Source organism: Saccharopolyspora rhizosphaerae, assembly GCF_003931915.1.
GTDB classification, from domain to species: domain Bacteria; phylum Actinomycetota; class Actinomycetes; order Mycobacteriales; family Pseudonocardiaceae; genus Saccharopolyspora; species Saccharopolyspora rhizosphaerae.
Window position 1 is genome coordinate 32,607 of record NZ_RSAA01000007.1, and the last position, 26,927, is coordinate 59,533.

A 26,927-nucleotide genomic window follows, 5' to 3' on the forward strand; every position below is an offset into this window, starting at 1 on the left:
CGGCGAGGGATGGACCTCGCGCACGAGAAGTGAGAGAACGAAACCCGACAACGGCACGGTCACGCGTGGAGATTCGGCGACGGCTGGGCTCTGCAGTGCCGACGATAGTCGCACCGCGCAACCTGTTCGTCAACATCCCGGAGCCGAAACCGCGCCCGCCCGAACGGGAATCGCACCGCCCCCGGCTGCTCCATCGAGGTGACGGTCAGAGCGGTTGCAGGAGGTCGCCGGAGTCGTCGTCGAGGTGGGACAGTTCTGCGGGGAGTTCGGTGCGGTTGCGGACGTCGAGCTTGCGGTAGACGCGGGTGAGGTGCTGTTCGACGGTGCTGACCGTGATGTGGAGGCGGCGGCCGATCTCCCGGTTGGTCTCGCCTCGGGCGGCGAGCTCGGCGACCTTGCGCTCGGCTTCGCTGAGCAGCGGGGTGGTCGTCGAAGCGACCTCGCGCGGCGGACGGGTGCCGAGGTCGTCGCGCACCCGGTGGGGCAGCACTTCGGCCTGGCACGCCTTGGCCACCTGGTCGGCCTTGCGCAGCACCAGGCGGGCGTTGCTGAGCTGGCCGAGCTCGCTGTGGGCCTGGCTGAGGTCTGCCAGGGCGCGGGCCAGTTCGAGCCGGTCGCCGCAGCGTTCCAGCAGCGGGAGGGCTTCGCCCAGGAGGGACACCCGCTGGTGGCCTCCGCTGCAGGCCGCCAGCACCCGCAGTGCGATCGCCCGGACGCGCACGCCGCCGGAGGCGCTCGCCAGCTGCTCGGTGACCAGCTGCCGCGCTTCGTCGCGTCTGCCCAGCAGCAGGTACGCCTGGGCGAGGTCGCTGCGCCACGGGAGGGTGGTGGGCATCGCCGCGTTCGCGCCGCGCATGCGGGTGGCCACCCGCTCGACGGCGTCCAAGGCGGCGAGCGTGCGCCCGGTGGCCAGCGCGTGCCTGCCGAGGGCGTGCAGGTGGTGCAGGCCGAAGGTGGTGGCGGCCATCTGCTCCGGCACCGGGCGGGTCAGCAGGTCGGCGGCCACGTCGTGCCGGCCCAGCGCCGAGTTGGCCAGGATCGCGGTCGACAGCGGGAGCCCGACCAGCACGCCCCAGCTCTGCGGGTGCAGCAGCCGCATCGCCTCCTGGGCCTGGGTCTCCGCCGCGATGAGGTCTCCCCTGCGCCAGGACATGTCGGCGCGGACGGCGGTGATCAGCGCACGTGCGGTCGTGGCGCCCTGCCTGCGGGCTTGGTCGGTGAGGACGTCGCACCAGTGCCGGGCGCGGTCGGCGTGGCCGGTGTGGTCGAGGGCGAGGACGGCGGCCGACGCGGCTTCAGGCAGCACGTCGTGCGCGCAGCTCTGCAGGACGTGCTCGGCCGCGCGCAGCGCGTCGGAGGGAGCGCCGGACGCCCAGGTCTCCAGCAGGTGCGCGGTGCGCTGCCAGGACGTCCCGTCGGCGGCCAGCGGCACGTGGTCGGCCAAGCCGCCGTGGATCCACTCGGTCGCGATGCGCAGCTCAGCGGCGGCACGAGGGTGCGGCGCGCCCGCGCGGGCACGGGTGGCGCGCAGCAGCTCCCCGGCCGGATCGCCTTGCCAGAACCGCAACCGGACCACCGGCACCGCCTCGCGCCAGCCCAGGTCGCTCCGGCCGGCCAGCGGGCCGAGGTGACGGTCGGCGAGGGCTGGGTTGATCCGCCAGGCCGCGCGGACCAGCGCGGCCGACAGCTCGACCCGCTCGCGCTCGTCCTCGCACGCCTTCAGGGCCAGTTCCAGGCAGCGGACGGCGAGTTCGGCATCGTCCACAACGGACTGCTCGGCCGCGTGGCGCAGCGGTCGCAGCGCCCACCGCCCGGGGACCGCACCCGCTGCCGCGAGGTGGCGGGCGACCTCGACCGCGGGTGCTCCGCGCCGGTGGAGCAGTTCCGCGGCACGCGTGTGCAAGCACGCGGCGTCCTCGGAGTCGAGGCTTTCCAGCACGACGTCGGGGTGGCGCAGGCGCTGGTCGCGCAGCAGCCCGGCGGCCTCGAGCGCCTCGAGCACCGGGCCGACCACGGGGGCCGACGTGGACCGCAGCTCGGCGACCAGCGGCGGGGTGGCCGCGTCACCGAGGACGGCCAGTGCTTCGGCCACGGCGAGGAAGTCCGGGCCCCAGCGGGTCAGGCAGTCGAGCACCGCGCGCCGGAACCGAGGGCCGACGCCGAGCCCGTCCTCGGCGAGCGCGGTGAGCAGCGCGGGGTTCCCGCCGGTGAGCGCGAAAGCCGTTGCGGCGCGGTCACCTCGGTCCTGGATCAGCTGCGCCGCGCCGGCCTCCGACAGCGGCCTGAGATCGATGCGGTGGTCCGGTTGGCGGACCAGCTCCGCGTGCAGCGGCTCGCGCGCCAGGTGGGGCCGGTCCCACTCGGTGAGGACCAGGAGCAGCCGCGCCGAGGCGAGCCTCCGGCGCAGGTAGAGCAGAACCCGTTGCGAAGCGGAGTCGGCGAAGTGCACGTCGTCGACGGCCAGCACCAGCGGAGGTCCGCTCGCCAGCAGCTGCTCGCCGACCTCCTCCCACGTGCGGGAGTCCAGCGGCGCGAGCCGGTCGCGCACGCACGGTTCGGCGTCCAGCAGCTGGGTCACGACGCCGAGGCCGAGGTTCCGTTCAGCGCGCGAGCCGACGGCGCGCAGCAGCCTCGCACGATCACCGACGAGGCCGGGCAGCTCGTCCAGCAGAGCGGTCTTGCCCGTGGCGGGGCCGCCTCCGATGAGCACGACCCGGCCTGTCCCCCGCTCGCAGTCGGCCAGGGCCTCGGACAGCCGGGCCAGCTCGCCGGTCCGTTCGGTCAGCATTGGTGAACCCCACATCCCCGACCGCCCGACGGCCTTCGGTCAGCGACCGGTGCCGTGGGGCTGGGTCGTCGCCGCGTGCACACCGGTCGGACGTCGCCGGTTCCGGTGTGGTTCCGCGGCGGACGCGGAGATTCCGCTCCTCTTCCCGAACGGCAAGGCTCACTTCCGGGCGAGTGCCCGCTGCAGCTCTTCCTTGGTCATCTTGGAACGACCTTCGATGCCCTGCCGCTTGGCGTCCTCGTAGAGCTGTTGCTTGGTGCGTCCACCCGGTCCTTCGCGCTTGCCGGAGCGCTTGCCGCCTCGGCGCTGCGGCGGGATGTCCTCGGTGGAAACCTTGCTGCGCTGCTTGGCGGTGCCCTTCTGCGCGCGGTTCTTGTTCACCGTGCGGGCGGCGATCTCCTCAGCGCGCCCCTCGCTGGAACCGTGCTCCTTGGTGCCCTGCTTGATGTGCTCGTACTGCCGCTCTTCCTTGTTGGACCATGCGCGCTGGGGCATAGCGTTCCCTCCGTTCTCAGCGTCTCGTGTGACCAAGAACGACCTACCCACGCACCCCAACCGGCAAACTCACCCCGCCACGCACCACCACTCCCACCAGCAGCGCTCGCCCAGGGGCCTGCGCCCGGCATGACGCGCCCGCCACGCGAGGCGGCGTGGCGGGCGCCTCTGCTCGGGTCAGGAGGTGGTCGCGTCGGCGTTGCGCAAGAGCCGGGCGGCTGCCAGCGCCAGCGGGTCCAGGTCCGGGGGCGGCGAGTCGGCGATGCGGTCAAGCTCGGCCCGCATCCTCGGGTCCCAGAACATCTTGATGTGGTTCGCCACCTCCCGCGCCGCTTGGCGCTGCGGCAGGTGGGCGAACTGGATGGCGATGTCGTTGGCCATCCGCACCTGCGGTGAGACCTCGGTGCTCATGACTCGCTCAACACCGCCTCCCGCTGCTCCACGTCGGCCTGCTCGCCGCGCGTCTCCCGCGCGACCTGGACCGCGGTGACCTTGTACTCCGGGCAGTTGGTGGCCCAGTCGGAGTTCTCGGTGGTCACCACGTTCGCCCCGGTCACCGGGTGGTGGAAGGTCGTGTACACCACGCCCACCGGCATCCGGTCGGAGATCTTCGCCCGCAAGGACGTGGTGCCCACCCGGCTGGAGAGGTTCACCACGTCACCGGAGGAGATGCCGCGGTCCTCGGCGTCGTGCGGGTGGATCTCCAGCACGTCCTCCGGGTGCCAGGCGACGTTGGCGGTGCGCCGGGTCTGCGCGCCGACGTTGTACTGCGACAGGATCCGGCCCGTGGTCAGCACCAGCGGGAACCGGCGGGTGCTGCGCTCGCGGGTGGCCACGAACGGCGTGAGCACGAACTTCCCCTTGCCGCGCACGAACTGCTCGGTGTGCATGACCGGCGTGCCCTCGGGTGCCGTGTCGTTGCACGGCCACTGGACGCTGCCCAGCTCGTCGAGCTTGCCGAACGACACCCCGGCGAAGGTCGGGGTCACCGCGGCGATCTCGTCCATGATCTCGCGCGGGTGGTCGTAGTGCATGTCGTAGCCCATGGCCTGGGCGATCTCGCAGGCGACCTGCCACTCGTCCTTGCCGGGCTTGGGCACCATCACCGGGCGGACCCGGTTGATCCGCCGCTCGGCGTTGGTGAACGTGCCGTCCTTCTCCAGGAACGAGGTGCCCGGCAGGAACACGTGCGCGAACTTGCTGGTCTCGTTGAGGAACAGGTCTTGGACGACCACGAGTTCCATCGCCGACAGCGCGGCCTGCACGTGCTGGGTGTTGGGGTCGGACTGCGCGATGTCCTCGCCCTGGACGAACAGGCCGTGGAAGGTGCCGTCCACGGCGGAATCGAACATGTTCGGGATCCGCAGGCCCGGATCGGGCAGGATCGGCCGCTCCCAGAGCCGCTCGAACACCTCGCGCACGGCGTCGTCGGAGACGTGCCGGTAGCCGGACAGCTCGTGCGGGAACGACCCCATGTCGCAGGAGCCCTGCACGTTGTTCTGCCCGCGCAGCGGGTTCACGCCCACGCCGTCGCGGCCGATGTTGCCGGTGACCATGGCGAGGTTCGCCATGCCCATCACCATCGTGGAGCCCTGGCTGTGCTCGGTGACGCCCAGCCCGTAGTAGATCGCGCTGTTGCCGCCGGTGGCGTAGAGCCGCGCGGCGTCGCGGACCTGCTCGGCAGGCACGCCGGTGATCGACTCGACGGCCTCCGGGCTGTTCTCCGGTCGCGCGATGAACTCCGCCCAGTCCTCGAAGCCCTCGCACCGCGAGCCCACGAACGACTCGTCGACCAGCCCCTCGGTGACCACCACGTGCGCGAGCGCGTTGACCATCGCGACGTTGGTGCCCGGAGCGAGCTGCAAGTGGTGCTCGGCCTCGATGTGCGGGGTGCGCACCAGGTCGATCCGCCGCGGGTCGATGACGATCAGCTTGGCGCCCTCCCGCAACCTGCGCTTCATCCGCGAGGCGAAGACCGGATGCCCGTCGGTCGGGTTCGCACCGATCACCACCATGACGTCCGAGGAGGCCACGGACCGGAAGTCCTGGGTGCCCGCCGAGGTGCCGAAGGTCTGCTTGAGGCCGTACCCGGTCGGCGAGTGGCAGACGCGCGCGCAGGTGTCGACGTTGTTGTTGCCGAAGGCCGCGCGCACCATCTTCTGCACCGCGTAGACCTCCTCGTTGGTGCAGCGCGAGGAGGTGATGCCGCCGATGGAGTTGGTCCCGTGCCGGGCCTGGATGTCGCGGAACTTCTCGGCGACGTAGGAGATCGCGGTGTCCCAGTCGGTCTCGCGCCACTCGTCGGTGATGCGCTCCCGGATCATCGGCTTGAGCTTGCGGTCCGGGTGGGTGGCGTAGCCGAAGGCGAAGCGGCCCTTGACGCAGGAGTGGCCCTCGTTGGCACCGCCGTCCTTGTAGGGCACCATCCGCACCAGCTCGTCACCGCGCAGCTCGGCCTTGAACGAGCAGCCCACACCGCAGTAGGCGCAGGTGGTCAGCACCGAGCGGGTCGGCATGCCGAGGTCGACCACGGACTTCTCCTGCAGCGTGGCCGTGGGGCAGGCCTGCACGCACGCGCCGCAGGACACGCAGTCGGACTCCAAGAACGGGTCCCCGGCGCCCGCCACGACCTTGGAGTCGAAGCCGCGCCCCTCGATGGTCAGCGCGAAGGTGCCCTGCACCTCGTCGCAGGCCCGCACGCAGCGCGAGCACACGATGCACTTGGAGGCGTCGAAGTCGAAGTAGGGGTTGCTGGTGTCCGTGGGCGCGTCGAGGTGGTTGGCGCCCTCGTAGCCGTAGCGCACCTGGCGCAGCCCGACGACACCGGACATGTCCTGCAGCTCGCAGTCACCGTTCGCCGAGCAGGTCAGGCAGTCCAGCGGGTGGTCGGAGATGTAGAGCTCCATGATCCCCTGGCGCAACTTCTCCAGCCGCGGGGTCTGGGTGCGGACCTTCATGCCCTCGGCCACCGGCGTGGTGCACGAGGCCGGGGTGCCCTTGCGCCCGTCGACCTCCACCAGGCACAGCCGGCACGAGCCGAACGCCTCCAGGCTGTCGGTCGCGCACAGCTTCGGGATGTCGGTGCCGGACTCGGCGGCGGCGCGCATCACCGAGGTGCCCTCGGGCACGGTGATCGGGACGCCGTCGATCTCGACCGTGACGGTGGCCTCCCCCGCTCGGGCAGGGGTGCCGAAGTCGGGTTCCTTCAACAGACCCATCGCCTACTGCGCCTCCTTCTGGAAGTCCTCGGGGAAGTGCGCCAGTGCGCTGCGCACCGGGTTCGGGGTGAGACCACCCATCGCGCACAACGAGCCGTCGGTCATCAGCTCGCACAGGTCGTTGAGCAGCGCGAGGTTGCCGTCGCGGTCCTGGCCTCCCACGATCCGGTCGACGACCTCGACACCGCGGACCGCGCCGATCCGGCACGGCGTGCACTTGCCGCAGGACTCCTCGGCGCAGAACTCGAACGCGAAGCGCGCCATCGACGCCATGTCGACGCTGTCGTCGAAGACGGTGATGCCGCCGTGGCCGAGCATCGCCTGCGCCTCGGCCAGCGCCTCGTAGTCCATCGGCAGGTCGAACTGCTCGGGCGGCACGTAGGAGCCCAGCGGTCCGCCGATCTGCACCGCGCGCACCGGACGCCCCGACCGGGTGCCGCCGCCGTAGCCGTTGACCAGCTCGTCGATCGTGATGCCGAAGGCGGTCTCGAAGACACCGCCGCGCGCGACGTTGCCGGCCAGCTGGAAGACCTGGGTGCCGCGCGAGCGCTCGACTCCCAGGTCGGCGTAGGCCTGGCCGCCGTCGGCGAGGATCGCCGGGACGCTGGCCAGCGTGAGCACGTTGTTGACCACCGTGGGCTTGCCGAACAGCCCGGTGATCGCCGGGATCGGCGGTTTGGAGCGCACCACCCCCCGCCTGCCCTCCAGGCTCTCCAGCATGGAGGTCTCCTCGCCGCAGATGTAGGCGCCAGCCCCGACCCGCACGAACAGGTCGAACTGCAGCTCCGAGCCGAGCACTCCCGGTCCGAGCCAGCCTGCCGAGTAGGCGGCGTCGATCGCGCGGCGCAGCGTGCGCACGGCGTCGGGGTACTCGGAGCGCACGTAGAGGTAGCCCTCGGTGGCCCCGACGGCGTGCGCGGCGACGGCCATGCCCTCGATGAGGCAGAACGGGTCGCCTTCCATGAGCATCCGGTCGGCGAAGGTGCCGGAGTCGCCCTCGTCGGCGTTGCAGCAGACGAACTTGACGGATCCCTCGGCCTTGAGGACGGTGTTCCACTTGATCCCGGCCGGGAACCCGGCGCCGCCGCGGCCGCGCAGGCCCGAGGTGGTGACCTCCTCGACGACCTCGGCGGGTTCCTTCGCCAGCGCCGCGCGCAGCCCGCGCAGGCCGCCGTGCGCCTCGTAGTCCGATGTGGACACCGGGTCGGTGATGCCGACGCGGGCGAAGCACAACCGCTGCTGGTCGCGCATCCACGGCAGCTCCTCGACCACGCCGAGGCAGAGCTCGTGGTCGGCGCCGCGCAGCATCCCGGCGCGCACCAGCTCCGGCACGCGCCCGGGGGTGACCGGGCCGTAGCCGATGCGACCGCGCTCGGTTTCCACCTCGACCAGGGGTTCGAGCCAGAGCATGCCGCGAGATCCGTTGCGCACCAGCCGGATCGGCTCGTCGGCTTCGCGGTGCAGCGCTGCCGCGACCTCGTTCGCGCCGACCGAGACCGCCGCGGAGTCTGTGGGGACGTAGACCGTGATCATGCGTTGCCCTCCGCGAGGATCTCGACCAGCCGGCTGCGGTCGACGCGGCCGTGCACGGTTCCGTTCACCTGCGCGGACGGACCGAGCGCGCAGTTGCCCAGGCAGAACACCTGGTCGAGCGTGACCGAGCGGTCGGGCGTGGTCTGCCCGACCTTGACCCCGAAGACCTGCTCGGCGTCGGCCACCAGCTGCTCGGCGCCCACCGACCGGCAGGCCTCCGCGCGGCAGATCTTGACCGTGGTGGTGCCCGCGGGTTCGGAGCGGAAGTCGGTGTAGAAGGAGATGACCCCGTGGACATCGGCCCGGGACAGGTTGAGCTCCTCGGCCAGGACCGGTACGACCTGGGGGTCGATCCAGCCGAACTCCTCTTGGACGTGGTGCAGGATGGGCAGCAGGGCACCGCGCTCGCCCCGGTGCGCTTCGACAACACCGCGCACCCGATCCGCTATCGTCATCTGCGTCTCCACTCCGTTGTAGATTGGGTCTACCGTCGCGCTGCGTCGCGCTGAGTTCAACGCACGCCTGTTTATGCAGCGATAAGCACCGAATATCGTTGCGCACACCGCGTCACCGGATTCGGCTCATCTTCGCTGGACAGGGGCTTCTTGGAACCGAATTCCCCGTCATGTTCGGCGTCTCGCACACGCAGCGGAACCAGTCCCGACCAGCAATTTCACCCATCCGCGTCGACGCGTGATCGTGTCACCGCCGCGCCGCTGGTTGTCCAGCGCGTGCCGCTCGTGCGGGCTTGGCGCGCACTCGTCCCCGTCGGCTTGCAGGTCGATTCCGGAGGCGCCTAACTTCGGTTCCAGCGGCGAACTCGGGAATTCTCGTCAGCCCGATTCCCCGCCGCCGGGAAGCACTCCCGGCGGAGACGACCTGAGGAGAACGCGATGACCTGGGAAACCCCTGAATACACCGTGATCGACGTCTGCGCGGAAGTCACCGGCTACCTGCACCGCTCCGAGGACTGACCGGCCGCTCCCACCACGTGGCTCGAACAGCACCGAGTGCCGCAAGTCCCCGCACGATCCCAGGCGCGCGAACCGCGGTTCCGCCCGCAGGATCGGCTGGGGCTTGCGGCACCGTTGTCCTCGGGGCCGGTGCGACGCCGGCGCCACGGAGCTCCTGGCGAAAGGGAGTGGCATCGATGCCCCCGGCCACACATCGAGTCAGGGTGTGCAGGCTGCACGAATTCCCGCCCGGCGCCCTCCGGCGCCTCGACACCTCGCCCCCGGTCGTCGTGTTCAACGTCGGCGGCTGGCTCTACGCGATCGACGACGTGTGCACGCACGCCTGCGGCATCCTCAGCGAAGGGCACTTCGACGGCACCTCGCTGGAGTGCCCGGTGCACCTGTCCCGCTTCGACGTCCGCAACGGCGAACCGCTGTGCCCACCGGCGACCGAGCCCGTGCGCACCCACCGCGTCGAAGTCAGCGGCAACGAGATCGTCGTGCACATCGACATCGGCCGCAGCGCCTGATCCCGCTCACCTCACGGCCGCGCCGGGACGGCGGTAGACCGGTTCCGGCGCGCGGTCCGCGCCCTCGTTGGCGCCCTCGACCGCCTCCTCCACCAGGTGGTGGTCGGGCGAGTACACGCACACCGGGTCGGTGCGCGCGGCATCACCGGTCAGCGCGAACGCCTGGCAGCGGCAACCGCCGAAGTCGATCTCCTTGCGCGAGCAGGATCGGCACGGCTCCGGCATCCAGTCCGTGCCCCGGAACGCCTCGAACCCGGGCGACTTCGCCCAGATCCACTCCAACGGGTGCTCGGTGACCGACGGGAAGTCCACCGTGTCGATGTCGGCGGCGACCGGGCACGGGTAGGCCACCCCGTCGGGCGCCACGGTCAGCGCGGTGCGCGCCCAGCCGCCCATGCACGGCTTCGGGAAGCGCTCGTAGTAGTCCGGCAGGATCCACAGCAGCTCCACCCGGCCCGCCAGCTCCGCCTTGCGGCGGTGGTAGACCTCCTCCGCGGCGGCCAGCTGCTCCCGGCTGGGCAGCAGCAGTTCCCGGTTGCGCAGCGCCCACCCGTAGTACTGGGTGTTGGCCAGTTCCAGGCGTTCCGCGCCCCACGACTCGCAGACGTCGATGATGGCGTCGAGCCGGTCGAGGTTGAGCCGGTGCAGCACCACGTTCATGCTCAGCGGCAGCCCGACGTCGGTGATGGTGCGCGCCGCCTCGCGCTTCTTGTCGAACCGCTTGGTGGCCGCCACCCGCTCGCTCGCCTCGGCGGTGTCGCCCTGGATGCTCAGCTGCGCGCTGTTGAGCCCGGCGGCCACCAGGGACTTCGCCCGCTCCTCGGTGAGCCCGAGCCCGCTGGTGATCAGGTTGGTGTAGAGCTCGCAGGCCCGGGCTTGGGCGATGAGCTCGGCGAGGTCGCCGCGCAGCAGCGGCTCGCCGCCGGAGAAGTGCACCTGCACCACCCCGAGGTCGGCGGCCTCGCGGATGACCCGCGTCCAGTCCGCCGTGCCGATCTCCTGCTCCCGCGCCCGCAGTTCCAGCGGGTTGGAGCAGTACAGGCAGTGCAGCGGGCACTGGTGGGTCACCTCGGCCAGCAGCCCGTACGGCGCGGGGAGCATCAGGTCACCACCCATCCCTGGTCACGTGCGTCCCGCAGGAACGCCACCACGTCGTCGTTGAGCCCGCTGGTGTCGAACTGCTCCTCCAGCCGCTCGACGAGCTCGCCCACGGTGCGGGTCCCGTCGCACAACCTCAGGATGGCCGCACCGGAGACGTTGAGCTGGACGACGCGCTCGGGCAGCAGCAGCAGGTCGGCGTCGCGGACCTTGTCGTGCTTGAGCATCGCCTTCGGCACCAGGCGGGGCTTGCTGTCGGCGTCCATCACTCGGCCTTGCCGTAGGCCTGCTGGACCGCGTCCAGCAGCGCCCACAGCACGTCGCACTTGAACTCCAGCGCGCGCAAGCAGGCCTCCTGCTGCTCGCGCGTCCGCGCGTGCGTGAGCACCAGGCCCAGCAGGTGCTCGATGTCGGCGGGCTGCTGGGTCAGCCGGGTCCGGAAGTACTCCAGACCGCGGGAGTCCAGCCACGGGTAGTGCTCCTGGACGTCGACGATCCGGCGACTGAGCAGACCGGGTGCGAACAGCTCGGTCATCGCCGAGGCGACCGCCTCCAACCACGGCTTGTGCCGGCAGAAGTCGACGTAGGCGTCGACGGCGAAGCGCACCCCGGGCAGGACGGTCCGGGTGTCGTAGAGCTCCTCGCGGGTCAGGCCGACGGCTTCGCCCAACCGCACCCAGCGCTCGATGCCGCCCTCGGTGTCGGCGGTGCCGTCGTGATCGGTGATGCGCTTGATCCACTTCCGGCGCTCGGCCCCGCTGGGGAGCTTGGCGAGGACGTAGGCGTCCTTGATCGGCAGGTTGATCTGGTAGTAGAAGCGGTTGCGCACCCAGCCGCGGAACTCGTCCTCGGTGAGGTCTCCGGCGTGCATCCGCTGGTTGAACGGGTGCAGGTGGTGGTAGCGCGCTTCGCCGACCGCCCGCAGTTCCGCTTCGAACTCCTCCGACGACCACGGCCTCATAGTTCGACCTCCATACCCGCACGACCCACCTCGATGCCGAGCTTCGCGAGCTCACCCCGCTCAGCGGAGCCCTCGTCGAGGACGGGATTGGTGTTGTTGACGTGGACGTAGATCTTGCGGCGGGCGGGCAGAGCCGCAAGTCGGCGCGCCGACCCGTCCGGGCCGCTCACCGGCATGTGCCCCATGGACCTGCCGGGCCGGTCCCCGGTGCCCTGCCGGGCCATCTCGTCGTCGGTCCAGAACGTGCCGTCGACGAAGACGCAGTCGGCGTCGGCGACCTGCTCGGCGACGTGCTCGTCCCAGCACGGCACGGTCGGGGCGTAGACGGCGGTGCCACCGCTGACGGGGTCGTGCAGCACGTAGCCGGTCTCCCACTCGCCGGGCCCGGCGTGGTGCCCGACGTAGCGGGGCGGTTTGCTCCCGGTGGCGAAGGCCGTCACCTGGAGCCGTTCGTCGAGGTCGACGGGCTTGCCCACGTGCACCGCCCGCCACCGGAAGTCGGCGTAGTCGGCGACGAGGTCGCGCACCGGGAAGTGGTCGGTGAGCGCGGCCAGCACGGGTGCGGTGCCGTAGACGTCCAACGACGACCCCTCGCGCAGCACCAGCAGCCCGATGGTGTGGTCGAACTCGGCGTCGGTCAGCAGCACGCCGGCCACCGGCGTGTCCCGGACCCCGGGCCCGGGGTGCAGGGACGGGTCGGCGGCGATCTGGTGGTGCACGTCGGGGGTGGCGTTGAGCAGGAACCAGCGATCACCCGTTCCGGACACCGCGAGACCCGCGTGCGCCGAGGCGTTCTCCGGCGCGGTGCGGGCCTTGCGGCACCCGTCGCAGGCGCAGTTCCACTGCGGGTACCCGCCACCAGCTGCGACTCCCAGGCAGTGGATCAGCACGGCGCCCGTCAGCCCTGGTGGTGGTAGCCGGTGACTTCAGCGCAGACGTCGATCACCATGTACTCGGGCTTCTCCCAGGTCATGAATCCTCCTCGATTCGGTGTTCTAGCAGTTCACAGCCTCAGCGATCTGCCGCGACGATGACAACCGATCGCCGACCGGCGGAGCGGAACTCCTGACGAACGGCACGGGGTGAACTACGAGCGGTGCACCACGAGCTTGCGCCCGCAGCGGCGCTCCGGCAGCGCTGGCGGCCGTCAAACACCCAGGAGGCGACGCACCTCGGGCGCGTGGCGTCGCGAGACGGGGACCAGCTCGGGCACCCGGGGGTCGGTGATCAGGAAGAGCTCGCCCTTGGTCCCGCGCTCCACCTCGGCGACCCGGCGGAGGTTGACCAGGAACCGGCGGTGCACGCGGCGGAAGCCGTGGCGGGTCAACGACCGGTCGACGTGGTCCAGACCCCTGGTCGCGGCCAGGATCCGGCCGCGGTCGGTGCTGAGCCACACGGTGTTGCGGTCGGCTTCGGCGTAGCGGATCTCCGACGGGGCCAGCAGCACGAGGCGGTCGTTGCGGATGCCGATGACCCGCGGCGGCATCGGCACCGCCGAGCCCTCGCCCGCCCGGCCGTGCGGTTCGCCCTCCTGCAGCCCGAAGGCGCAGAGCAGGCCGACCACCCGGTTGGCGTCGACGATCGGCCGCAGCGTCGCGGGCATCGCGCCTTCGGCGCTCACCCCGAGCTGGGCGTAACCGCTCCACTGTGGATCCTGCGCAGCGCGGGTGGCCGCCCAGCGGACCACCTCGGCGAGCTCGGGGATGTCCGGCCGGTACCGCTCGGCGGGGTCGACCGCCCCGCGCGAGGCCGGAGCGTCGGCCGGCAACCGCAGCAGCGACATCGCCGCGTCGTTGGCGGCCACGACCTGGCCGCCGCGGTCGAGCGCGACCAGCGGGCCGCTGCTGTCGGTGCGCTCCTGCGTGAAGGCGTTGACCACTTGCGTGGCCTCGCCGAGGGCCCTGCGGTGGATCTCCTGCTCGACGCTGGTGGCGGCCTTCTGCAACCACACCGGCACGTGACCGGAAAGCGTTGCGCCCCAACGGGAGATGTTGATCGAGGCGATGGCCGACCCGGTGACCACGTCGCGGATGGCGATGCCGGCGCAGGCCCACTGGTGGAACCCCTCGCACCAGTGCTCGGCCCCGGTGACGGTGACCGGGCCGGAGACCTCGAAGGAGGTGCCCATGCCGTTGGTGCCGGTGCACTGCTCGGACCACGAGGACCAGGGGGCCATGTTCGACATCTCGGCGCGGCGGCGGGCCGAGGGGTCGCCCCAGGTGCCGAGGATGCGGCCGGTGCCGTCGGTCACCGCGACGACGCCGCCGTCGAGTTCGACGTCGCGGCCCGCCAGCGCACCGAGCCCGCCGAGCTGGGTGAAGAGCACGTCGCTGTCAGGTCCTTGGTCGTCGTGGTGGCCGGGCGCGGGCGGCGCGACGTCGAGCGCCGGGTCCACTTCGTACTGGTCGCGACAGCGGTACCAGGACGCGAGGATGTCGGGGCGCACGTCGGAGGTGACGTCGCCACCGGTCGCGAAGGTCTCCCACGCCTGGGCGACGGACGACGTCGCGGTGGTCAGCGATTCTCCGCCAGGAGTGCCCGACGTGATCTCCAACGGCGGGAGCAAGCCGGCCATCACGACCTCCTCGTCGTAGCACGGACATGCGCCATCGCCCCACCAGGACGGTGACCTCCGTCACGTTAAGGCGGCCCACCACCCGAATCAAGGACATCCATCCGGTTGCAGCAGCCGCACACGCAGGCGCTGATCTTCGTGCCCGGCGGTGCGAGGACCGTCCTCCCGGGCAGTTGCGCGACCCGGATCCGGCCCTCCCGCAGCGACTTCCACGGTCCCGCCGGAGCGGCTGGTCCCATCGCTCGTCCGCCACGCGGCAACGCCGCCCCGCGCTGGTGAACGCGGGTCTAGCATGCCCGGCATGCTGCTTCGGCAACTGGAGTACCTGACCACCCTCGCGCGCGAGAAGCACTTCGCTCGCGCCGCCGAGGCCTGCTACATCTCCCAGCCGGCGATGTCGGCTGCGATCCGCAAGCTCGAGGCGGAGCTGCACGTCCAGATCATCCAGCGGGGGAACCGCTTCATCGGTTTCACCCCCGAGGGCGAGCGGATCTTGAAGTGGGCCTACCGCATCCTCGCCGAGCGGGACGCGCTGATCGAGGACGTCGGCGCGATGCGGGAGGGGCTCAGCGGCCGGTTGCGCATCGGCTGCATCCCGACCGCGCTGTGCGTGGTGCCGGTCCTGACCTCCGTGCTGTGCCAGGACCAGCCGCGGGTGCGGGTGCAGGTGAGCTCGATGACCTCGATCGAGATCCAGCGAGGGCTGTCGCAGTACGGGCTCGACGTCGGGGTCACCTACATCGACAACGAACCCCTGACCGGGGTCCGCACCGTGCCGCTCTACCACGAGCGCTACCTGCTGCTGGCCGCCGAGGAGGAGCTCGCCGACCAGGACACGGCGACCTGGGCGGAGGCCGCCGATCTGCCGCTGTGCCTGCTCTCCGAGGACATGCAGAACCGTCGCATCCTCAACTCGGTGTTCGACGAGGCCCAGGCCAGGCCCCAGCCCGCGGTGGAGACCAACTCCATCAGCGCCCTCTACGCGCACGTCCGCGAAGGGCCGTGGGCCACCGTCCTCCCCCACTCGTGGCTGATGCGCTTCGGGGTTCCCGAAGGCATGCGCGCCGTGCCCCTGGAAGAACCCACCATCAGCAAGACCATCGGCCTGGTCCTGCACGACCGGGACCCGGAACCCATCCTCGCCAAGGCCTTCGTCGACACGGCCCGCCGGGTCGACCTCGAAGAACTCCTCGCCGCCACCACGCTCGCCTGACCCCACCCACGACCTCCGGCGGCGCCCCGACGCCGGGCACCGCGGTGATCCAGGCCGACCGGTGCGCGCGGTCAGTCGTCCAGGCGGAGGAGGACCTTGCTGCTGCCCGTGGACCGGTCTGCTGCCGTCTCGAGAGCTCGGTCCGCCTGGGCCAGGGGGTAGGTGTGGGTGATCAGCGGGCTCACGTCGAGCCCGCCCCGGAGGACGTCGAGGGCGTCGGTGATCTCGTCGACGAAGCGGTAGGAACCGCACCAGGTGATCTCGCGCGTCACCAGGTCGCCGAGCGCCGCCGAGACGGCCTCACCGGGGAGGTTGCCCACCTGGACGACCGTGCCGCCACGCGCGGTGGCGCGCAGGACCGGGCCGATCGCGGCCGGCGAGCCGGAGGCCTCGAAGGAGACGTCGACCTCCCCCGGCAACGGCTGTGCCGACAGAGCACGCACCTCGTCAGCACCCATGCGTTTGGCGATGCGCAGCGAGGCGGGCGCGAGGTCTGCGGCGACCACGGCCGAGGCTCCCCGGTGCTTCGCAGCGGCGACCACCAGGGCCCCGATCGGTCCGGCGCCGTTGACCAGAACCGTTCTGCCGCGCAGGGATCCGGCGCGGTTGACCGCGTGCAGCGCGACACCGAGCGGTTCGGCCAACGCCCCCTGGCGCGTGGACACCCCGTCCGGCAGCGCCCGCAGTTGGTCGACCCGGACCGCGCGGTACTGGCTGAACCCGCCGTCGGTGTGCGGGTCGAATGCGGCCGAGCCGAAGTAGCGGACGTGGGGGTGCAGGTTGCTGCGCCCTTCCGGGTGCGCGGGCTCGCCCACCAGCTCGGCCGGGTGCACGGTCACCGGCTGCCCGACCTCCACGCCGGACACGCCAGGCCCGAGCCGGGCGACGCGTCCGGCGACCTCGTGACCGAGGACCACGGGGTGGCGCAGCACGGCCGTCCCGGTACCGCCGTGGCGCCAGTAGGAGATGTCGGACCCGCAGATCCCGCCCCACTCCAGCGCCAGCAGGACCTCCCCGTCACCGGGTTCCGGGTCCGGGACCTCGTCGACGCGGACATCGCGGGGGCCGTGCACGACAACGGCTTTCACAGGGCGTCCTCCGGTCGCACGAGGTTCCGGCCACGCGTTTCGGGCGCGAACCAGGCGGAGACGAGCGTGATCAGCGAGTAGGCGATGAGCATGGCGGCGATCGGCCACCAGTGCTGGGTCCAGGCGGTCACGCTCGCGGCCACGACCGGCCCGATCGCGGTGGCCAACGTGCCCCCGATCTCCTTGGCGACCGCGAGCTGCGTGAAGCGGGTTCGCGAGCCGAACAGCTCGGCCATCGTGACGCTCTCGACCGCGAACAGGCTCAGCACGCCGATGTTGAGGCTCACGACCACCGCGATCGTCAGGACCACCGTGTTCCCGGTGGCGATGGTGGCCATCATCGGCACCGCGATGATCGCGGTCAGCAGGCTCAACCCGAGGTAGACCGGCCGCCGCCCGAAGCGGTCACCGAGCACCCCCACCAGCGGGATCGTGGCGAAGCCGAGCAGCGAGCCGTAGACGATGGCGTTGGTGGGCACCGACCGGTTGATCGCCAGCGAGGAAGCGATGTAGCCGACGAGGAAGGTCTGCACGAGTCCGGAGTTGCCGGCCTGACCGAAGCGGAGCCCGAGCGCGAGCAGGAAGGCCCGCCCCTTGCGCTGCTCAAGACCCGCCTCGAGGGCGCTCTTCTCGGTGCGGGCGACGTCCTTGCTCTCCTCGAAGACGGGGCTCTCCTGCAGGTTCGAGCGCATCCACACGCCGAACAGCAGGAGCACGAAGCTCAGCAGGAACGGCAGCCGCCAGCCCCAGGCGATGACCTGCTCCTCGGACAACACCAGCAGCAGGAACGCCCAGAGACCGGACGCGGCGAGAGTTCCGGAGTTGGTGCCCAGCGACACCAAGGAGGAGACCAGCCCGCGCCGCTCGACCGGCGCGTGCTCCACGAGCATCACCGTCGCCCCGGCGATCTCGGCTCCGGCGCCGAAGCCCTGGACCAGCCGCAGCGCCACCAGCAGGATCGGCGCGGCGATGCCGATCGTCTCGTACGGCGGCAGGGCACCGATGAGCGTCGTCGACGCGCCCATGATCGTGATGGTGAGGAAGAGGACCTTCTTGCGGCCGATCCGGTCGCCCATCCGCCCGAAGTAGAAGGCACCGACCAGCCGCGCGACGTAGCCGACCCCGTAGGTGGCCATCGCCGCGATCAGCCCTATCGCGGGGCTGACGTCGGGGAAGAAGATCTTGTTGAAGACGATCGCGGCAGCCAGCGAGTACAGCTGGAAGTCCATGAACTCCATGGCAGTGCCCAGCCAGCCCGACACGGCGGCTTTGCTCAGCTCGCGGGTCGAGCGTCTCGCGACCCTCGCCGTGCGCGGGCTCTCCGTCATCGTGCGCTCCTTCGCTCCACGCCGGCCCAACTGATGTGGCAGTGCTGGTATACAAGCACTGACCGATCAGCGAGGTCAACCCTCGGCTAACCTGGCCTCGTGCCCGAGCCCGCGAAGCGCCCCCATCGCCGTGCCATCTACGAGACGTTGCGGCGCAAGGTGCTCACCCTGGAACTCCAACCCGGGGAAGCGCTGTCGGAGAAGGAGTTGGCCGCCGCCCTGGGCGTGAGCCGCACCCCGGTCCGCGAGGGGCTGATCCTGCTCGCCGAGGAAGGCTTGGTGCAGGTGTTCCCGCAGATCGGCTCCTTCGTCTCCCGCGTGGACCCGCAGCGGGTCGCGGACGCCCAGTTCCTGCGCGAGGCGGTCGAGCTGAGAGCCTTGGAAGACGTGCCGGCCGAACCCCACCCGGACGTGCTGGCCGTGCTCGAGGACAACCTGGCCCGCCAGCGCTCACCCGAGATCGACGTCGAGGACTTCTTCGCCCTCGACGAGGAGTTCCACCGCGGGCTGCTTCGCCTGTCCGGCCACGAACGAGCCTGGCCCACGGTGGTTTCCGCCAAGGGCCACCTCGACCGCGCCCGCCGACTGGGCCTGGAGTCGAGCCCGCCGCAGGTCTACGCGCGGCAGCACGTCGACATCCTCGACGCCCTCCGCGCGCACGACCTCGACCGCGCCCGCAGCACGATGCGCACCCACCTCCGCGCGGTCTTCACCGACATCGAAGACCTCCGCAACCGCAAACCCGAGCTCTTCGCCACCGACTCCGACGCCACCCCGGTCCGGAAGACCACCACCGTCTGGCAGTGATCGCTCGGCCCCCCGCACTCGCTCCCGCCGCGCGAGCGTGAGCGGCCGTGCCCGTGCGCGCCTTCCAGCACGGCGGTGGTCGGAGCACTCATCGGCCCTCGCAAGTCCCCTGCCGCCGAAGATCGCGACCGAGCGGAAAACGTGATCCACGGTTCCTCCCGTGGAAGTCAGGCAGCCCGCGGGAGGGCCAGCAGCGCACCGGCGAGCCTGAACCGCGGAGAGCGCTCCCGGCGCCGGTGATGACCAAAACCGTTCTGCCGACGTGTTTTCGACGACGACCGGTGTGACCCCTCCCCCTCTCCTGACAGGGCTGCGTGGGGAATTCCCGCGGGAGAGAACGGCTTCGGAAAGATCGTCGGGACTTTCGGCACTGCCCTCCGCCGACCTGTCGCGCCACGATGCGATTGCACGACGGGGGGAGGAACGATGAACACGCGCGCCCGCATCGCCGCCGCCGTTGCCGCGGGAGGGCTGATCATCGGTGCTGCGGCCGGCTGCACCGCCGAAGACGACGCAGCGCAACCCAGCTACCTGGGCGCCGAGGGCTTCACCGGCACCGCTCCGCACGTCGCTGACGAGGAGGAGCCCCCGTCCCCGTCACCCCTGCACGAACAGGCGCTGGGAGCCGCGCGGGCCTACGTCGACTCCGCCCACTTCTCCGAGTCCGGGCTGACCGAGCAGCTGGCCACGGTCGACCAGTTCCCGCCCGACGTCGCGTCCTGGGCCGCCGCCCACTCGGGGGCCGACTGGAACGCCGAGGCGCTGGAGAGCGCCGAGGAGTACCGGGGCATCTCCCACGCCTCGGGTGCGGAGGTCCGCGACCGGCTGATCACCGTCGACCGCTTCACCCCCGAGCAGGCCGAGTACGCGACGTCCCACCTCGGAGGCTGACCGCGCGGCCACCGGCGTGCCGCGAGGAATCGCGTTCCGGAGGAGCTGATCGCCGGCGCTATCCTGGGGGAACACGCATCCCCCCGAGCACGAGGAGCGTCGTGGCGGCACGAGCAGCGACTCTGACCGACGTCGCCAAGGAGGCGGGCGTCTCGCTCGCGACCGCCTCGCGAGCGCTCAACGGCAGTGACCGCGTGGTGCGCGCCGAGCTGCACGAACGCGTCCTGGCGGCGGCCACCCGGCTCGGCTATTCCCCGAACGCGCAGGCCCAGTCGATGGCCCGCGGTTCCACCGACCTGGTCGGTCTGATGGTCAACGACATCTCCGACCCGTACTTCTCGACCATCGCGGCGGGCCTGGCCAACGCCGCCGAGGAGCAGGGGCTGCTGGTCATGCTGTGCAGCACCGCGGGTCGTCCGGAGCGCGAGCTGGAGCTGCTGGGTGCTCTGCGGCGGCAGCGCGGGCGCGCGATCGTGCTGGCCGGGAGCCGTACCAGCGACCGCGCCCACCTGCGCGAGCTGAACGCCCAGATCGATCCGTTCGTCTCCTCCGGCGGACGCGTGGTGGCGATCAGCGAACCGAAGCTGCAGGTCGACACCGTTGTGGTGGAGAACCGCACGGGCGCGCAGGACCTCGCCGCCGAGATCGCGGCACTCGGCTACCGCAAGCCGGCGGTTCTGGCAGGGCCGGAGAACTTGCTGGTCTCGCGCGACCGCCACGAGGGCTTCACCGCCGGGTGGCCCGAGGACGAGCCGGTCGTGGTGGCCGACGAGTTCAGCCGTGACGGCGGTTTCCGCGCGATGCACCGGCTGCTGGACTGCGGCGCCGACGTGGACTGCGTGTTCGCGATCAACGACCTGATGGCGATGGGCGCGATGGCCGCGTGCCGCGAGCGCGGGGTCGACGTGCCGCGCGACCTGGCCGTGGCCGGCTTCGACGACATCTCGACGCTGCGTGACGTCACCCCCGCGCTGACCACGGTCCGGTTGCCGCTGACCGAGATGGGGCACGTGGCGCTCGACCTGGTGCTCGGCGAGCGCACGGCGCGACCGCGCCGCCGCAAGGTCCGCGGCGAGGTCATCGTCCGCGAGAGCACTCCGCCCCGCTGAGGTCCCCTTGCACCAGGCACCCGATCCGGCCTACCGTCGCGGTAAGCGCTTTCCTTCTTCCGGAGGAGGTTCGGCATGGCCGAACGGCGGCTGGGTGTCGTCATGAACGGCGTCACCGGGCGGATGGGCTTCCGGCAGCACCTGGTCCGCTCGGTGCTCGCCATCCGGGAGCAGGGCGGGGTGGCGCTCTCCGACGGCATCCGGGTGGTGCCCGACCCGGTCCTGGTGGGCCGCGACGAGCACAAGCTCCGCGCGATCGCCGCGGCCCACGACCTCGACCGCTGGAGCACCGACCTCGACGCCGCGCTGGCCGGCCCGGACGAGTTGTACTTCGACGCGCAGCTGACGTCGGTGCGCGAGTCCGCCATCACCCGCGCGCTGGCCGCCGGCAAGCACGTCTACACCGAAAAACCGCTCGCCCACGACCTCGAGGGCGCGCTGCGGCTGGTCCGGCTCGCTCACGAGGCCGGCGTGAGGACCGGTGTGGTGCACGACAAGCTGTACCTGCCGGGCTTGCTGAAATTGCGCCGGCTGGTGGAGTCGGGTTTCTTCGGGCGCGTCCTGTCGGTGCGCGGGGAGTTCGGCTACTGGGTGTTCGAGGGCGACCTCCAACCCGGACAGCGACCGAGCTGGAACTACCGCACCGAGGACGGCGGCGGCATCGTCAGGGACATGTTCCCGCACTGGAACTACGTGCTGGAGAACCTCTTCGGCCGGGTCGAGGCCGTCACGACCAAGGCCATCACGCACGTTCCCGAGCGTCGGGACGAGCGCGGCGAGCCCTACGCGGCGACGGCCGACGACGCCGCCTACGGCATCTTCGAGCTGTCCGGTGGGATCGTGGCGCAGATCAACTCGTCCTGGACCACACGGGTGCACCGCGACGAGCTCGTCGAGTTCCACGTCGACGGCACCCACGGCAGCGCAGTGGCCGGACTGCACCGCTGCGTCGCGCAGCACCGGGTGCACACCCCCAAGCCGGTGTGGAACCCGGACCTGGTGGACGCCACGCCGTTCCGCGACCAGTGGTCACCGGTGCCCGACAACCGGGAGTTCGAGAACGGTTTCAAGGCGCAGTGGGAACAGTTCCTGCGCCACCTGTGCGACGACGGCGACCACCCCTACGACTTCCTCGCCGGCGCGCGGGGCGTGCGGCTGGCCGAAGCGGGCCTGGAATCCTCGCGCGAGGGCCGGCGCGTCGAGATCAGCGAGGTGAGGCCGTGATCCTCCTCCCCCAGGCCGACGGGCGCGTGGTCGAGCACAGCACGGGTCCACCGCGCGAGTGGCCGGAACCCGTGCGGCCGTTGCGGTCCCGTGCGGTGTTCGCCGCGGCGCACGTGGTGCCGCGCGTGCTCGGCGAGAACGTGCCGGGCGCGCCAGCGGACCTCGACTGGGACACCACGCTGGCCGTCCGGCACCGGATCTGGTCCTCCGGGCTCGGCGTCGCGGAGGCGGTCGACACCGCGCAGCGCGGGATGGGCCTCGGCTGGCCCGAGGCCGCCGAACTGGTGCGGCGCTCGTCGGCCGAGGCCCGCTCGGTGTGTGGTGCGATCGCGGCGGGCGCGGGAACGGACCACCTCACCGGGACACCGACGTTGCCGCGGGTGCTCGACGCCTACCGCGAGCAGGTGGAGGTCGTGGCCGGTGCCGGAGCGCGCGTGATCCTGATGGCCTCGCGGGCGTTGGCAGCGGTGGCCCGCTCCGCCGAGGACTACGCCTCGGTGTACGGGACGCTGCTGGAGGAGGCCGACGAGCCGGTCGTCCTGCACTGGCTCGGCCCGATGTTCGACCCGGCGCTGCGCGGCTACTGGGGCAGCGAGGACGTCTCCACGGCGACGGAGACGTTCCTGGAGGTCATCCGCTCCCGGCCGGAGAAGGTCGACGGGGTGAAGGTCTCGCTGCTCGACGCCGAGCGCGAAGTCGCGCTGCGGCGGGTACTCCCCACAGGCGTTCGCCTCTACACCGGCGACGACTTCCACTACCCGGAGCTCATCGTCGGTTCGGGAGGGGACTTCTCGGACGCGCTGCTGGGGATCTTCGCCGCCGTCCACCCGGCGGCATCGGCAGCGGTCCAGGCACTGGACCGGGACGACCCGCTCACCGCCAAGTCCATCTTGGACAGCACGGAGCCGTTGGGTCGACACCTCTTCGAGCAGCCGACCTTCCACTACAAGACCGGCATCGCGTTCCTGTCGTGGCTCAACGGGCACCAGCCGGGCTTCTCGATGGTGGGCGGCCTGCACGCGGGCCGCTCCGTGCCGCACCTGGCTGAGGTGTTCCGGCTGGCCGACCGGGCGGGACTGCTGGTCGACCCGGACGCGGCCGAGGAGCGGATGCGCGCTTTCCTCGCGGTGAACGGAGTGCAGCGGTGAACGACCTGGGGCGGCTGTCGCTGAACATCGCGACGACGAAGAGGTGGACCTTGCGCGAGGCCGTCGACGGCGCCGTCCGCGCCGGGTTGCCCGCGGTCGGGTTGTGGCGCGACCGCGTCGCCGAGGAGGGGCTGGCCGAGTCGGCCGCGCTCCTCCGCGAGGCGGGCCTGCGGGTGTCGAGCCTGTGCCGGGGCGGCTTCCTCACCGCAGCCGGTGAGGCCGGTGTGCGCACAGCCCTGGAGGACAACTGCGCGGCCATCGTGGAGGCGTCGACGCTCGGCACGGACGCGGTGGTCCTGGTGGTGGGCGGCCTGCCGGAAGGTGATCGGGACCTGGCGGGTGCCCGCGAACGCGTCGCCGAGCGGATCGCGGACCTGGCACCGTTCGCCCGCGAGCACGGTGTCCGGCTCGCGCTGGAGCCGCTGCACCCGATGTACTGCGCCGATCGCGCCGTCATCTCGACCCTGGGACAGGCCCTGGACCTGGCGGCCCCGCACCCGCCGGCAGAGGTGGCGGTGGTGGTCGACACCTTCCACGTGTTCTGGGACCCGGCCTTGGCGGAGAACATCGCCCGCGCAGGCCGGGAGGACCGCATCGCCTCCTACCAGGTGTGCGACTTCGCCCTGCCGATCGCGCAGGACGCCCTGCTGTCACGGGGGATGATGGGCGACGGCGTCATCGACTTCGCCGCCACCACCCGCATGATCGCCGCCGCGGGCTACACCGGGGACGTCGAGGTGGAGATCTTCAGCGCCGACATCTGGAACACCCCCGGCGACCAGGTCATCGCCACGATGATCTCCCGCTACCGGGACCTGGTCCTCCCCCACCTCACCGGGTGAGGCGAGCAGGGCTACCCGAGCCCGAGGAGCCCGGGCTCCTGGGCGCGCTTCCGCCACTGCTCGGCGGGATCGTGCACGAGGCGCCGGGTGGCGAGGTCGAGGAGGCCGCTGGGGTGGGTCACCTCGGCGGCGATCTCACCGTCGGCTCGCCGCAGGAGCTGCTCGACGCGGTAGGTCTTGCCCGCACCGCACCCCACCGGAACGCGCAGGTCACGTCGACGTCGTCGCCGCCACGCAACTCGTCGTGGTAGCGCAGGTTGGTCTCCAGGTTCACCGGGCCGATGCCGTCGGCCAACATATCGTCGACGTCGACACCGGCCGCCTGCAGGCACTCGAACCGCGCGTGGTCGGAGCACTGGACGTAGACCGCACCGTTCACGTGGCGTTGCGGGTCGAGCTCGTAGACGCGCACCGTCATCCGCACGGGGAACGGCTCAGCGTCCCTGACGCCCTCCTCGGGGAAGTTCGGAGGGCGCGGGTGCGCACCGCACCGGTGTGGGGGAACTCCGACGTAGCGAAGTGTCCACGCGGAGGACCGTCCCCGAGGCCGTTCAGCCGCGTCGGTTCTCGACGAGCGCAGGCGCTCGGGCCTGGCCACGCGCTGGACGACCCGATAGCCTACCAAGCACTTGCTTGATGAAGCCGTGGGGTGAGGAGGCGGGCGTGGCGACGTTGCCGATGTTCCGGTTGGACGGCCGGGTGGCGTTGGTGTCCGGAGCGGGCCGCGGGATCGGTGCCGCCACGGCGTTGGCGCTGGCGGAGGCCGGGGCGGACGTGGCGGTGCTGTCGCGGACGCCCGAGCAGGTCGAATCCGTGGCCGAGCAGGCCCGCGGGATGGGGCGTCGGGCCGTGGCGGTCCCGACCGACGCCGGGAACGCCGACGCCGTCGCGCGGGCGGTGTCCCGCGTGGCCGAGGAGCTGGGGCGCATCGACGTCGTGGTGAGCGTGACCGGTGGGTCGAGGCCCCGGCCGTTCGCCGACACCCACGACGAGGCCTTGCGGAAGTCCTTCGAGAACAACGTCGTGCACGGCGTGCGGTTGGTGCGCGAGGCCGTACCGCACCTGGTCGAGTCCGACGCGGCGAGCGTCGTGATGGTCTCCAGCAGCACCGGGCACCTGGCCGGGCGCGGGTACCTCGCCTACGGCGCCGCCAAGGCGTCGCTGGACCACGCGGTCCGGATGATGGCAGCCGACCTCAACCCGCGGATCCGGGTCAACGCGGTGGCGCCGGGCGCGATCCTCACCGAAGCCTTGGAGGTCGTCGCCGCGGACCCGACGATGAAGGCGACCTTGGAGGACCACACGCCGCTGCGCCGCCTCGGCGTCCCCGAGGACATCGCCGCGGCGATCCTCTACCTGGCCTCCCCCGCCTCCTCCTACGTCACCGGCCAGGTGCTGGCGGTCGACGGCGGCCTCGTCACGCCGAACATGCCGTTGCCGATCCCCGACGTCGTGCCCGGGAGCAGCCCTCCCCAGCACTGACAGGCTCCCAGCGGCATCACCTCCAGCGTGGAGGGCCGCGAGGTCGCCGCGACCGAGACGACCGTCTGCGAACGAGAAGTGCGCTCCGGTGTCCCGCACCTGACCTTCACCTTCGGTTGCACCCACCACAGCTGGACGCTCAAGGCCGTCCTGGTGGGCGCGTTCCTCGTCCGCCTGCTGCGCCAGGTGCGGCGCGGCGGTTCACGGCCACTGCGTCACGGCCAAGCAGAGCCCCGGTCAGCGGCCGGTGATCGAGAACTGCACCGCCGGGTACGGCCAGCGCGCCATCGACGCCTTCCCACGCTCGGACGTGACGAGGCCGTGGCGGGTGAAGAGGGACCACTGCCACGACATCCTGGCGCTGCGTGAAGATCAACGAGCGCCACCTCCGGTTCGGCCGGAGTCACTCGCAGGCCACACCGTCTCCGTCACTGTCCATCTCGGACGAATACCCGGTGTCGCCGCGGCGCAGCGGTGCGACTCCCGCGGCCCGGGCGTCCGCGCACGTGGCGTAGTGGGCGGGCAGCACGACCCCGGCCGCGGTCGGCGACGCGGCCTGGGCGGCGGGACGGCAGCGCTCGCCCCACATCCCGGTGCCGGCGGACTTCGCGGTGGCTTCGGCCTGGGTGAGTTCGGCGGTCAGCCCCTCGGCCAGGAACGCGTGCGGGTAGAGCCGGGCGACACCCCGCTGCAGCGCCAGCGACGAGTACTCGACGCCGTCGGGCAAGCGGAGCGAGACCTCGGGTTCCGCGCTGCGGCCGCTGCTCCAACCGACGCCGGAGGTGACCGTCACCGCCGCACCGCGCAGCGTGCGTTCGGCGAACGCCCGGGCCTCCCCGACCCAGCACTCCCCCGCCGCCGGGGCCCGCACGCCCGCGACGCGGACGACCCGCGGTGCCCCGCCCGGCACCGCGATCAGCACCCGGTCGTCGTCGAGGACCTGCTGCACCACCGCTCGCTCCTGCGGTGGAGGTGGGGCGATCAGCGGTTTCGGCGCGGGCATCGAGGGCGGCGGGGAGTTCGGCTCCCGCAGCACCTGCGGCCCGGCTGGTTGCGCCCGCTGCGCGGGCCCGCCCCCGAGCGAGCCGACCACCAGCAGTCCGACGACGGCGCAGAGCGCGCACGCTCCCGCGATCAGCGGAGCCCGTTTCGACGCGTCCTGCCGGGACCAGTAGGCGCCGACGGCGAGCCAGAGCGTCAACGGCCAGACCAACGCCGCGACCAGCCCGGCCATGGCCCAGGGCCACGCGCGTCCCCGCCTCGCTCGTTGCCGCCACAGCAGCACGCTCATGACCACCGTCGCCACCGCACCGACCAGGTGGACGATCCCGAAGACCATCGAACTCCTCACCGCGCTCGCGTTCGGAGCCCGATGATCGCTCACTCGATCGAGCGGTTTCCGCCCTTTCGACCCCAACACCACCCCACCGGACCAACCCCCGATCGCCACAACCGGTTCCCCCACCGAGGAACGGACATTTCGCGCGCAATGTCCTTACCCCCGCGAAGGTTCTCCCGCCCGCAGACTCGCCCGAACACGCCCTGCGGAGCGACGACGGCTTGCGGAGCGGCGTCTGTGGACACCTCAGCGCCCTGCGGACAGGCACGATGACCGTTCGGGTGACCTTGTCGAACTTCGCGCGA

The 26,927-nt window shown here is 71.5% G+C and carries 24 protein-coding genes; 9 read left to right on the forward strand and 15 right to left on the reverse strand.

All coding sequences use genetic code 11. The annotated features are described in order from the left end of the window. Positions 1 to 205: 205 nt before the first annotated feature. The 6 genes from EIL87_RS06810 to EIL87_RS06835 all read right to left on the reverse strand — a co-directional run bounded on the left by EIL87_RS06810 (position 206) and on the right by EIL87_RS06835 (position 8,489). Positions 206 to 2,788, reverse strand: a complete 2,583-nt coding sequence (locus tag EIL87_RS06810; protein ID WP_158628604.1) for a LuxR C-terminal-related transcriptional regulator — start codon at positions 2,786 to 2,788, stop codon at positions 206 to 208. A 159-nt stretch (positions 2,789 to 2,947) separates the two neighbouring features. Continuing rightward, positions 2,948 to 3,283 carry a plasmid stabilization protein gene (locus EIL87_RS06815; RefSeq protein ID WP_125089330.1) on the reverse strand — a complete coding sequence of 112 codons (336 nt, stop codon included), beginning with the start codon at positions 3,281 to 3,283 and terminating at the stop codon, positions 2,948 to 2,950. 177 nt (positions 3,284 to 3,460) lie between these two features. Beyond that, positions 3,461 to 3,694, reverse strand: a complete 234-nt coding sequence (locus EIL87_RS06820; RefSeq protein WP_125089331.1) for a formate dehydrogenase subunit delta — start codon at positions 3,692 to 3,694, stop codon at positions 3,461 to 3,463. Beyond that, positions 3,691 to 6,501 (reverse strand): formate dehydrogenase subunit alpha, encoded by a 2,811-nt coding sequence (fdhF, locus tag EIL87_RS06825; RefSeq protein ID WP_125089332.1) that lies wholly within the window; start codon positions 6,499 to 6,501, stop codon positions 3,691 to 3,693. The genes EIL87_RS06820 and fdhF overlap by 4 nt, the downstream gene beginning before the upstream one ends. A 3-nt stretch (positions 6,502 to 6,504) precedes the next feature. After that, a complete protein-coding gene (locus EIL87_RS06830; protein WP_125089333.1) occupies positions 6,505 to 8,034 on the reverse strand; it encodes a formate dehydrogenase beta subunit in 1,530 nt (509 codons plus the stop codon). Continuing rightward, complete coding sequence (locus EIL87_RS06835) at positions 8,031 to 8,489, reverse strand: NADH-quinone oxidoreductase subunit NuoE family protein (RefSeq protein ID WP_125089334.1); 459 nt, start codon at positions 8,487 to 8,489, stop codon at positions 8,031 to 8,033. Before EIL87_RS06835 ends, EIL87_RS06830 begins: the two co-directional genes overlap by 4 nt. 722 nt (positions 8,490 to 9,211) lie before the next feature. Between EIL87_RS06835 and EIL87_RS06845 the strand changes: the two genes are divergently transcribed. After that, the gene (locus EIL87_RS06845; protein ID WP_199740293.1) at positions 9,212 to 9,517 is read left to right on the forward strand and encodes a bifunctional 3-phenylpropionate/cinnamic acid dioxygenase ferredoxin subunit; all 306 of its coding nucleotides are present in this window, start codon (positions 9,212 to 9,214) and stop codon (positions 9,515 to 9,517) included. Between the two features lie 6 nt (positions 9,518 to 9,523). Here EIL87_RS06845 and pqqE read toward each other — a convergent pair whose 3' ends face one another. From pqqE to EIL87_RS06870, 5 genes are all read right to left on the reverse strand, one after another. Beyond that, positions 9,524 to 10,618 (reverse strand): pyrroloquinoline quinone biosynthesis protein PqqE, encoded by a 1,095-nt coding sequence (gene pqqE / locus EIL87_RS06850; protein ID WP_125089336.1) that lies wholly within the window; start codon positions 10,616 to 10,618, stop codon positions 9,524 to 9,526. Beyond that, entirely contained in the window at positions 10,618 to 10,881 is a 264-nt protein-coding gene (pqqD, locus tag EIL87_RS06855) for a pyrroloquinoline quinone biosynthesis peptide chaperone PqqD (RefSeq protein WP_125089337.1), read from the reverse strand. Before pqqD ends, pqqE begins: the two co-directional genes overlap by 1 nt. After that, positions 10,881 to 11,576, reverse strand: a complete 696-nt coding sequence (gene pqqC / locus EIL87_RS06860; RefSeq protein WP_125089338.1) for a pyrroloquinoline-quinone synthase PqqC — start codon at positions 11,574 to 11,576, stop codon at positions 10,881 to 10,883. Before pqqC ends, pqqD begins: the two co-directional genes overlap by 1 nt. After that, positions 11,573 to 12,466: a pyrroloquinoline quinone biosynthesis protein PqqB gene (gene pqqB, locus EIL87_RS06865; protein WP_125089339.1), complete on the reverse strand. Its 894-nt coding sequence runs from the start codon at positions 12,464 to 12,466 to the stop codon at positions 11,573 to 11,575. Before pqqB ends, pqqC begins: the two co-directional genes overlap by 4 nt. Before the next feature lie 257 nt (positions 12,467 to 12,723). Then, the gene (locus EIL87_RS06870) at positions 12,724 to 14,151 is read right to left on the reverse strand and encodes a DNA-binding protein (protein WP_125089340.1); all 1,428 of its coding nucleotides are present in this window, start codon (positions 14,149 to 14,151) and stop codon (positions 12,724 to 12,726) included. Positions 14,152 to 14,452: 301 nt separating this feature from the next. On the opposite strand from EIL87_RS06870, the gene EIL87_RS06875 reads away from it, so the two are divergent. After that, positions 14,453 to 15,364 (forward strand): LysR family transcriptional regulator, encoded by a 912-nt coding sequence (locus EIL87_RS06875; protein ID WP_125089341.1) that lies wholly within the window; start codon positions 14,453 to 14,455, stop codon positions 15,362 to 15,364. Positions 15,365 to 15,435: 71 nt separating this feature from the next. Here EIL87_RS06875 and EIL87_RS06880 read toward each other — a convergent pair whose 3' ends face one another. Together EIL87_RS06880 and EIL87_RS06885 are read right to left on the reverse strand one after the other, a co-directional pair. Beyond that, a complete protein-coding gene (locus tag EIL87_RS06880; protein ID WP_125089342.1) occupies positions 15,436 to 16,452 on the reverse strand; it encodes an L-idonate 5-dehydrogenase in 1,017 nt (338 codons plus the stop codon). Further along, positions 16,449 to 17,780: an MFS transporter gene (locus tag EIL87_RS06885; RefSeq protein WP_125089343.1), complete on the reverse strand. Its 1,332-nt coding sequence runs from the start codon at positions 17,778 to 17,780 to the stop codon at positions 16,449 to 16,451. Before EIL87_RS06885 ends, EIL87_RS06880 begins: the two co-directional genes overlap by 4 nt. Before the next feature lie 99 nt (positions 17,781 to 17,879). On the opposite strand from EIL87_RS06885, the gene EIL87_RS06890 reads away from it, so the two are divergent. From EIL87_RS06890 to EIL87_RS06915, 6 genes are all read left to right on the forward strand, one after another. Beyond that, positions 17,880 to 18,587 carry a GntR family transcriptional regulator gene (locus EIL87_RS06890; RefSeq protein ID WP_125089344.1) on the forward strand — a complete coding sequence of 236 codons (708 nt, stop codon included), beginning with the start codon at positions 17,880 to 17,882 and terminating at the stop codon, positions 18,585 to 18,587. Between the two features lie 426 nt (positions 18,588 to 19,013). Next, the gene (locus tag EIL87_RS06895) at positions 19,014 to 19,478 is read left to right on the forward strand and encodes an Ltp family lipoprotein (protein WP_125089345.1); all 465 of its coding nucleotides are present in this window, start codon (positions 19,014 to 19,016) and stop codon (positions 19,476 to 19,478) included. A gap of 101 nt (positions 19,479 to 19,579) precedes the next feature. Beyond that, positions 19,580 to 20,587: a LacI family DNA-binding transcriptional regulator gene (locus tag EIL87_RS06900; RefSeq protein ID WP_125089346.1), complete on the forward strand. Its 1,008-nt coding sequence runs from the start codon at positions 19,580 to 19,582 to the stop codon at positions 20,585 to 20,587. Between the two features lie 75 nt (positions 20,588 to 20,662). Next, positions 20,663 to 21,811, forward strand: a complete 1,149-nt coding sequence (locus EIL87_RS06905; protein ID WP_125089347.1) for a Gfo/Idh/MocA family protein — start codon at positions 20,663 to 20,665, stop codon at positions 21,809 to 21,811. Next, entirely contained in the window at positions 21,808 to 22,959 is a 1,152-nt protein-coding gene (locus EIL87_RS06910) for a dihydrodipicolinate synthase family protein (protein ID WP_125089348.1), read from the forward strand. The genes EIL87_RS06905 and EIL87_RS06910 overlap by 4 nt, the downstream gene beginning before the upstream one ends. A gap of 5 nt (positions 22,960 to 22,964) precedes the next feature. Next, positions 22,965 to 23,801, forward strand: coding sequence for a sugar phosphate isomerase/epimerase family protein (locus EIL87_RS06915; protein ID WP_199740317.1), 837 nt, complete (start codon positions 22,965 to 22,967; stop codon positions 23,799 to 23,801). Between the two features lie 118 nt (positions 23,802 to 23,919). Here EIL87_RS06915 and EIL87_RS06920 read toward each other — a convergent pair whose 3' ends face one another. After that, positions 23,920 to 24,219, reverse strand: coding sequence for an acyl-CoA thioesterase (locus EIL87_RS06920; RefSeq protein ID WP_233576078.1), 300 nt, complete (start codon positions 24,217 to 24,219; stop codon positions 23,920 to 23,922). A 245-nt stretch (positions 24,220 to 24,464) separates the two neighbouring features. On the opposite strand from EIL87_RS06920, the gene EIL87_RS06925 reads away from it, so the two are divergent. Further along, positions 24,465 to 25,283 (forward strand): SDR family oxidoreductase, encoded by an 819-nt coding sequence (locus tag EIL87_RS06925; protein ID WP_233576079.1) that lies wholly within the window; start codon positions 24,465 to 24,467, stop codon positions 25,281 to 25,283. A gap of 403 nt (positions 25,284 to 25,686) precedes the next feature. Here EIL87_RS06925 and EIL87_RS06930 read toward each other — a convergent pair whose 3' ends face one another. Further along, entirely contained in the window at positions 25,687 to 26,622 is a 936-nt protein-coding gene (locus EIL87_RS06930) for an excalibur calcium-binding domain-containing protein (RefSeq protein WP_125089350.1), read from the reverse strand. Positions 26,623 to 26,927: the final 305 nt, after the last annotated feature.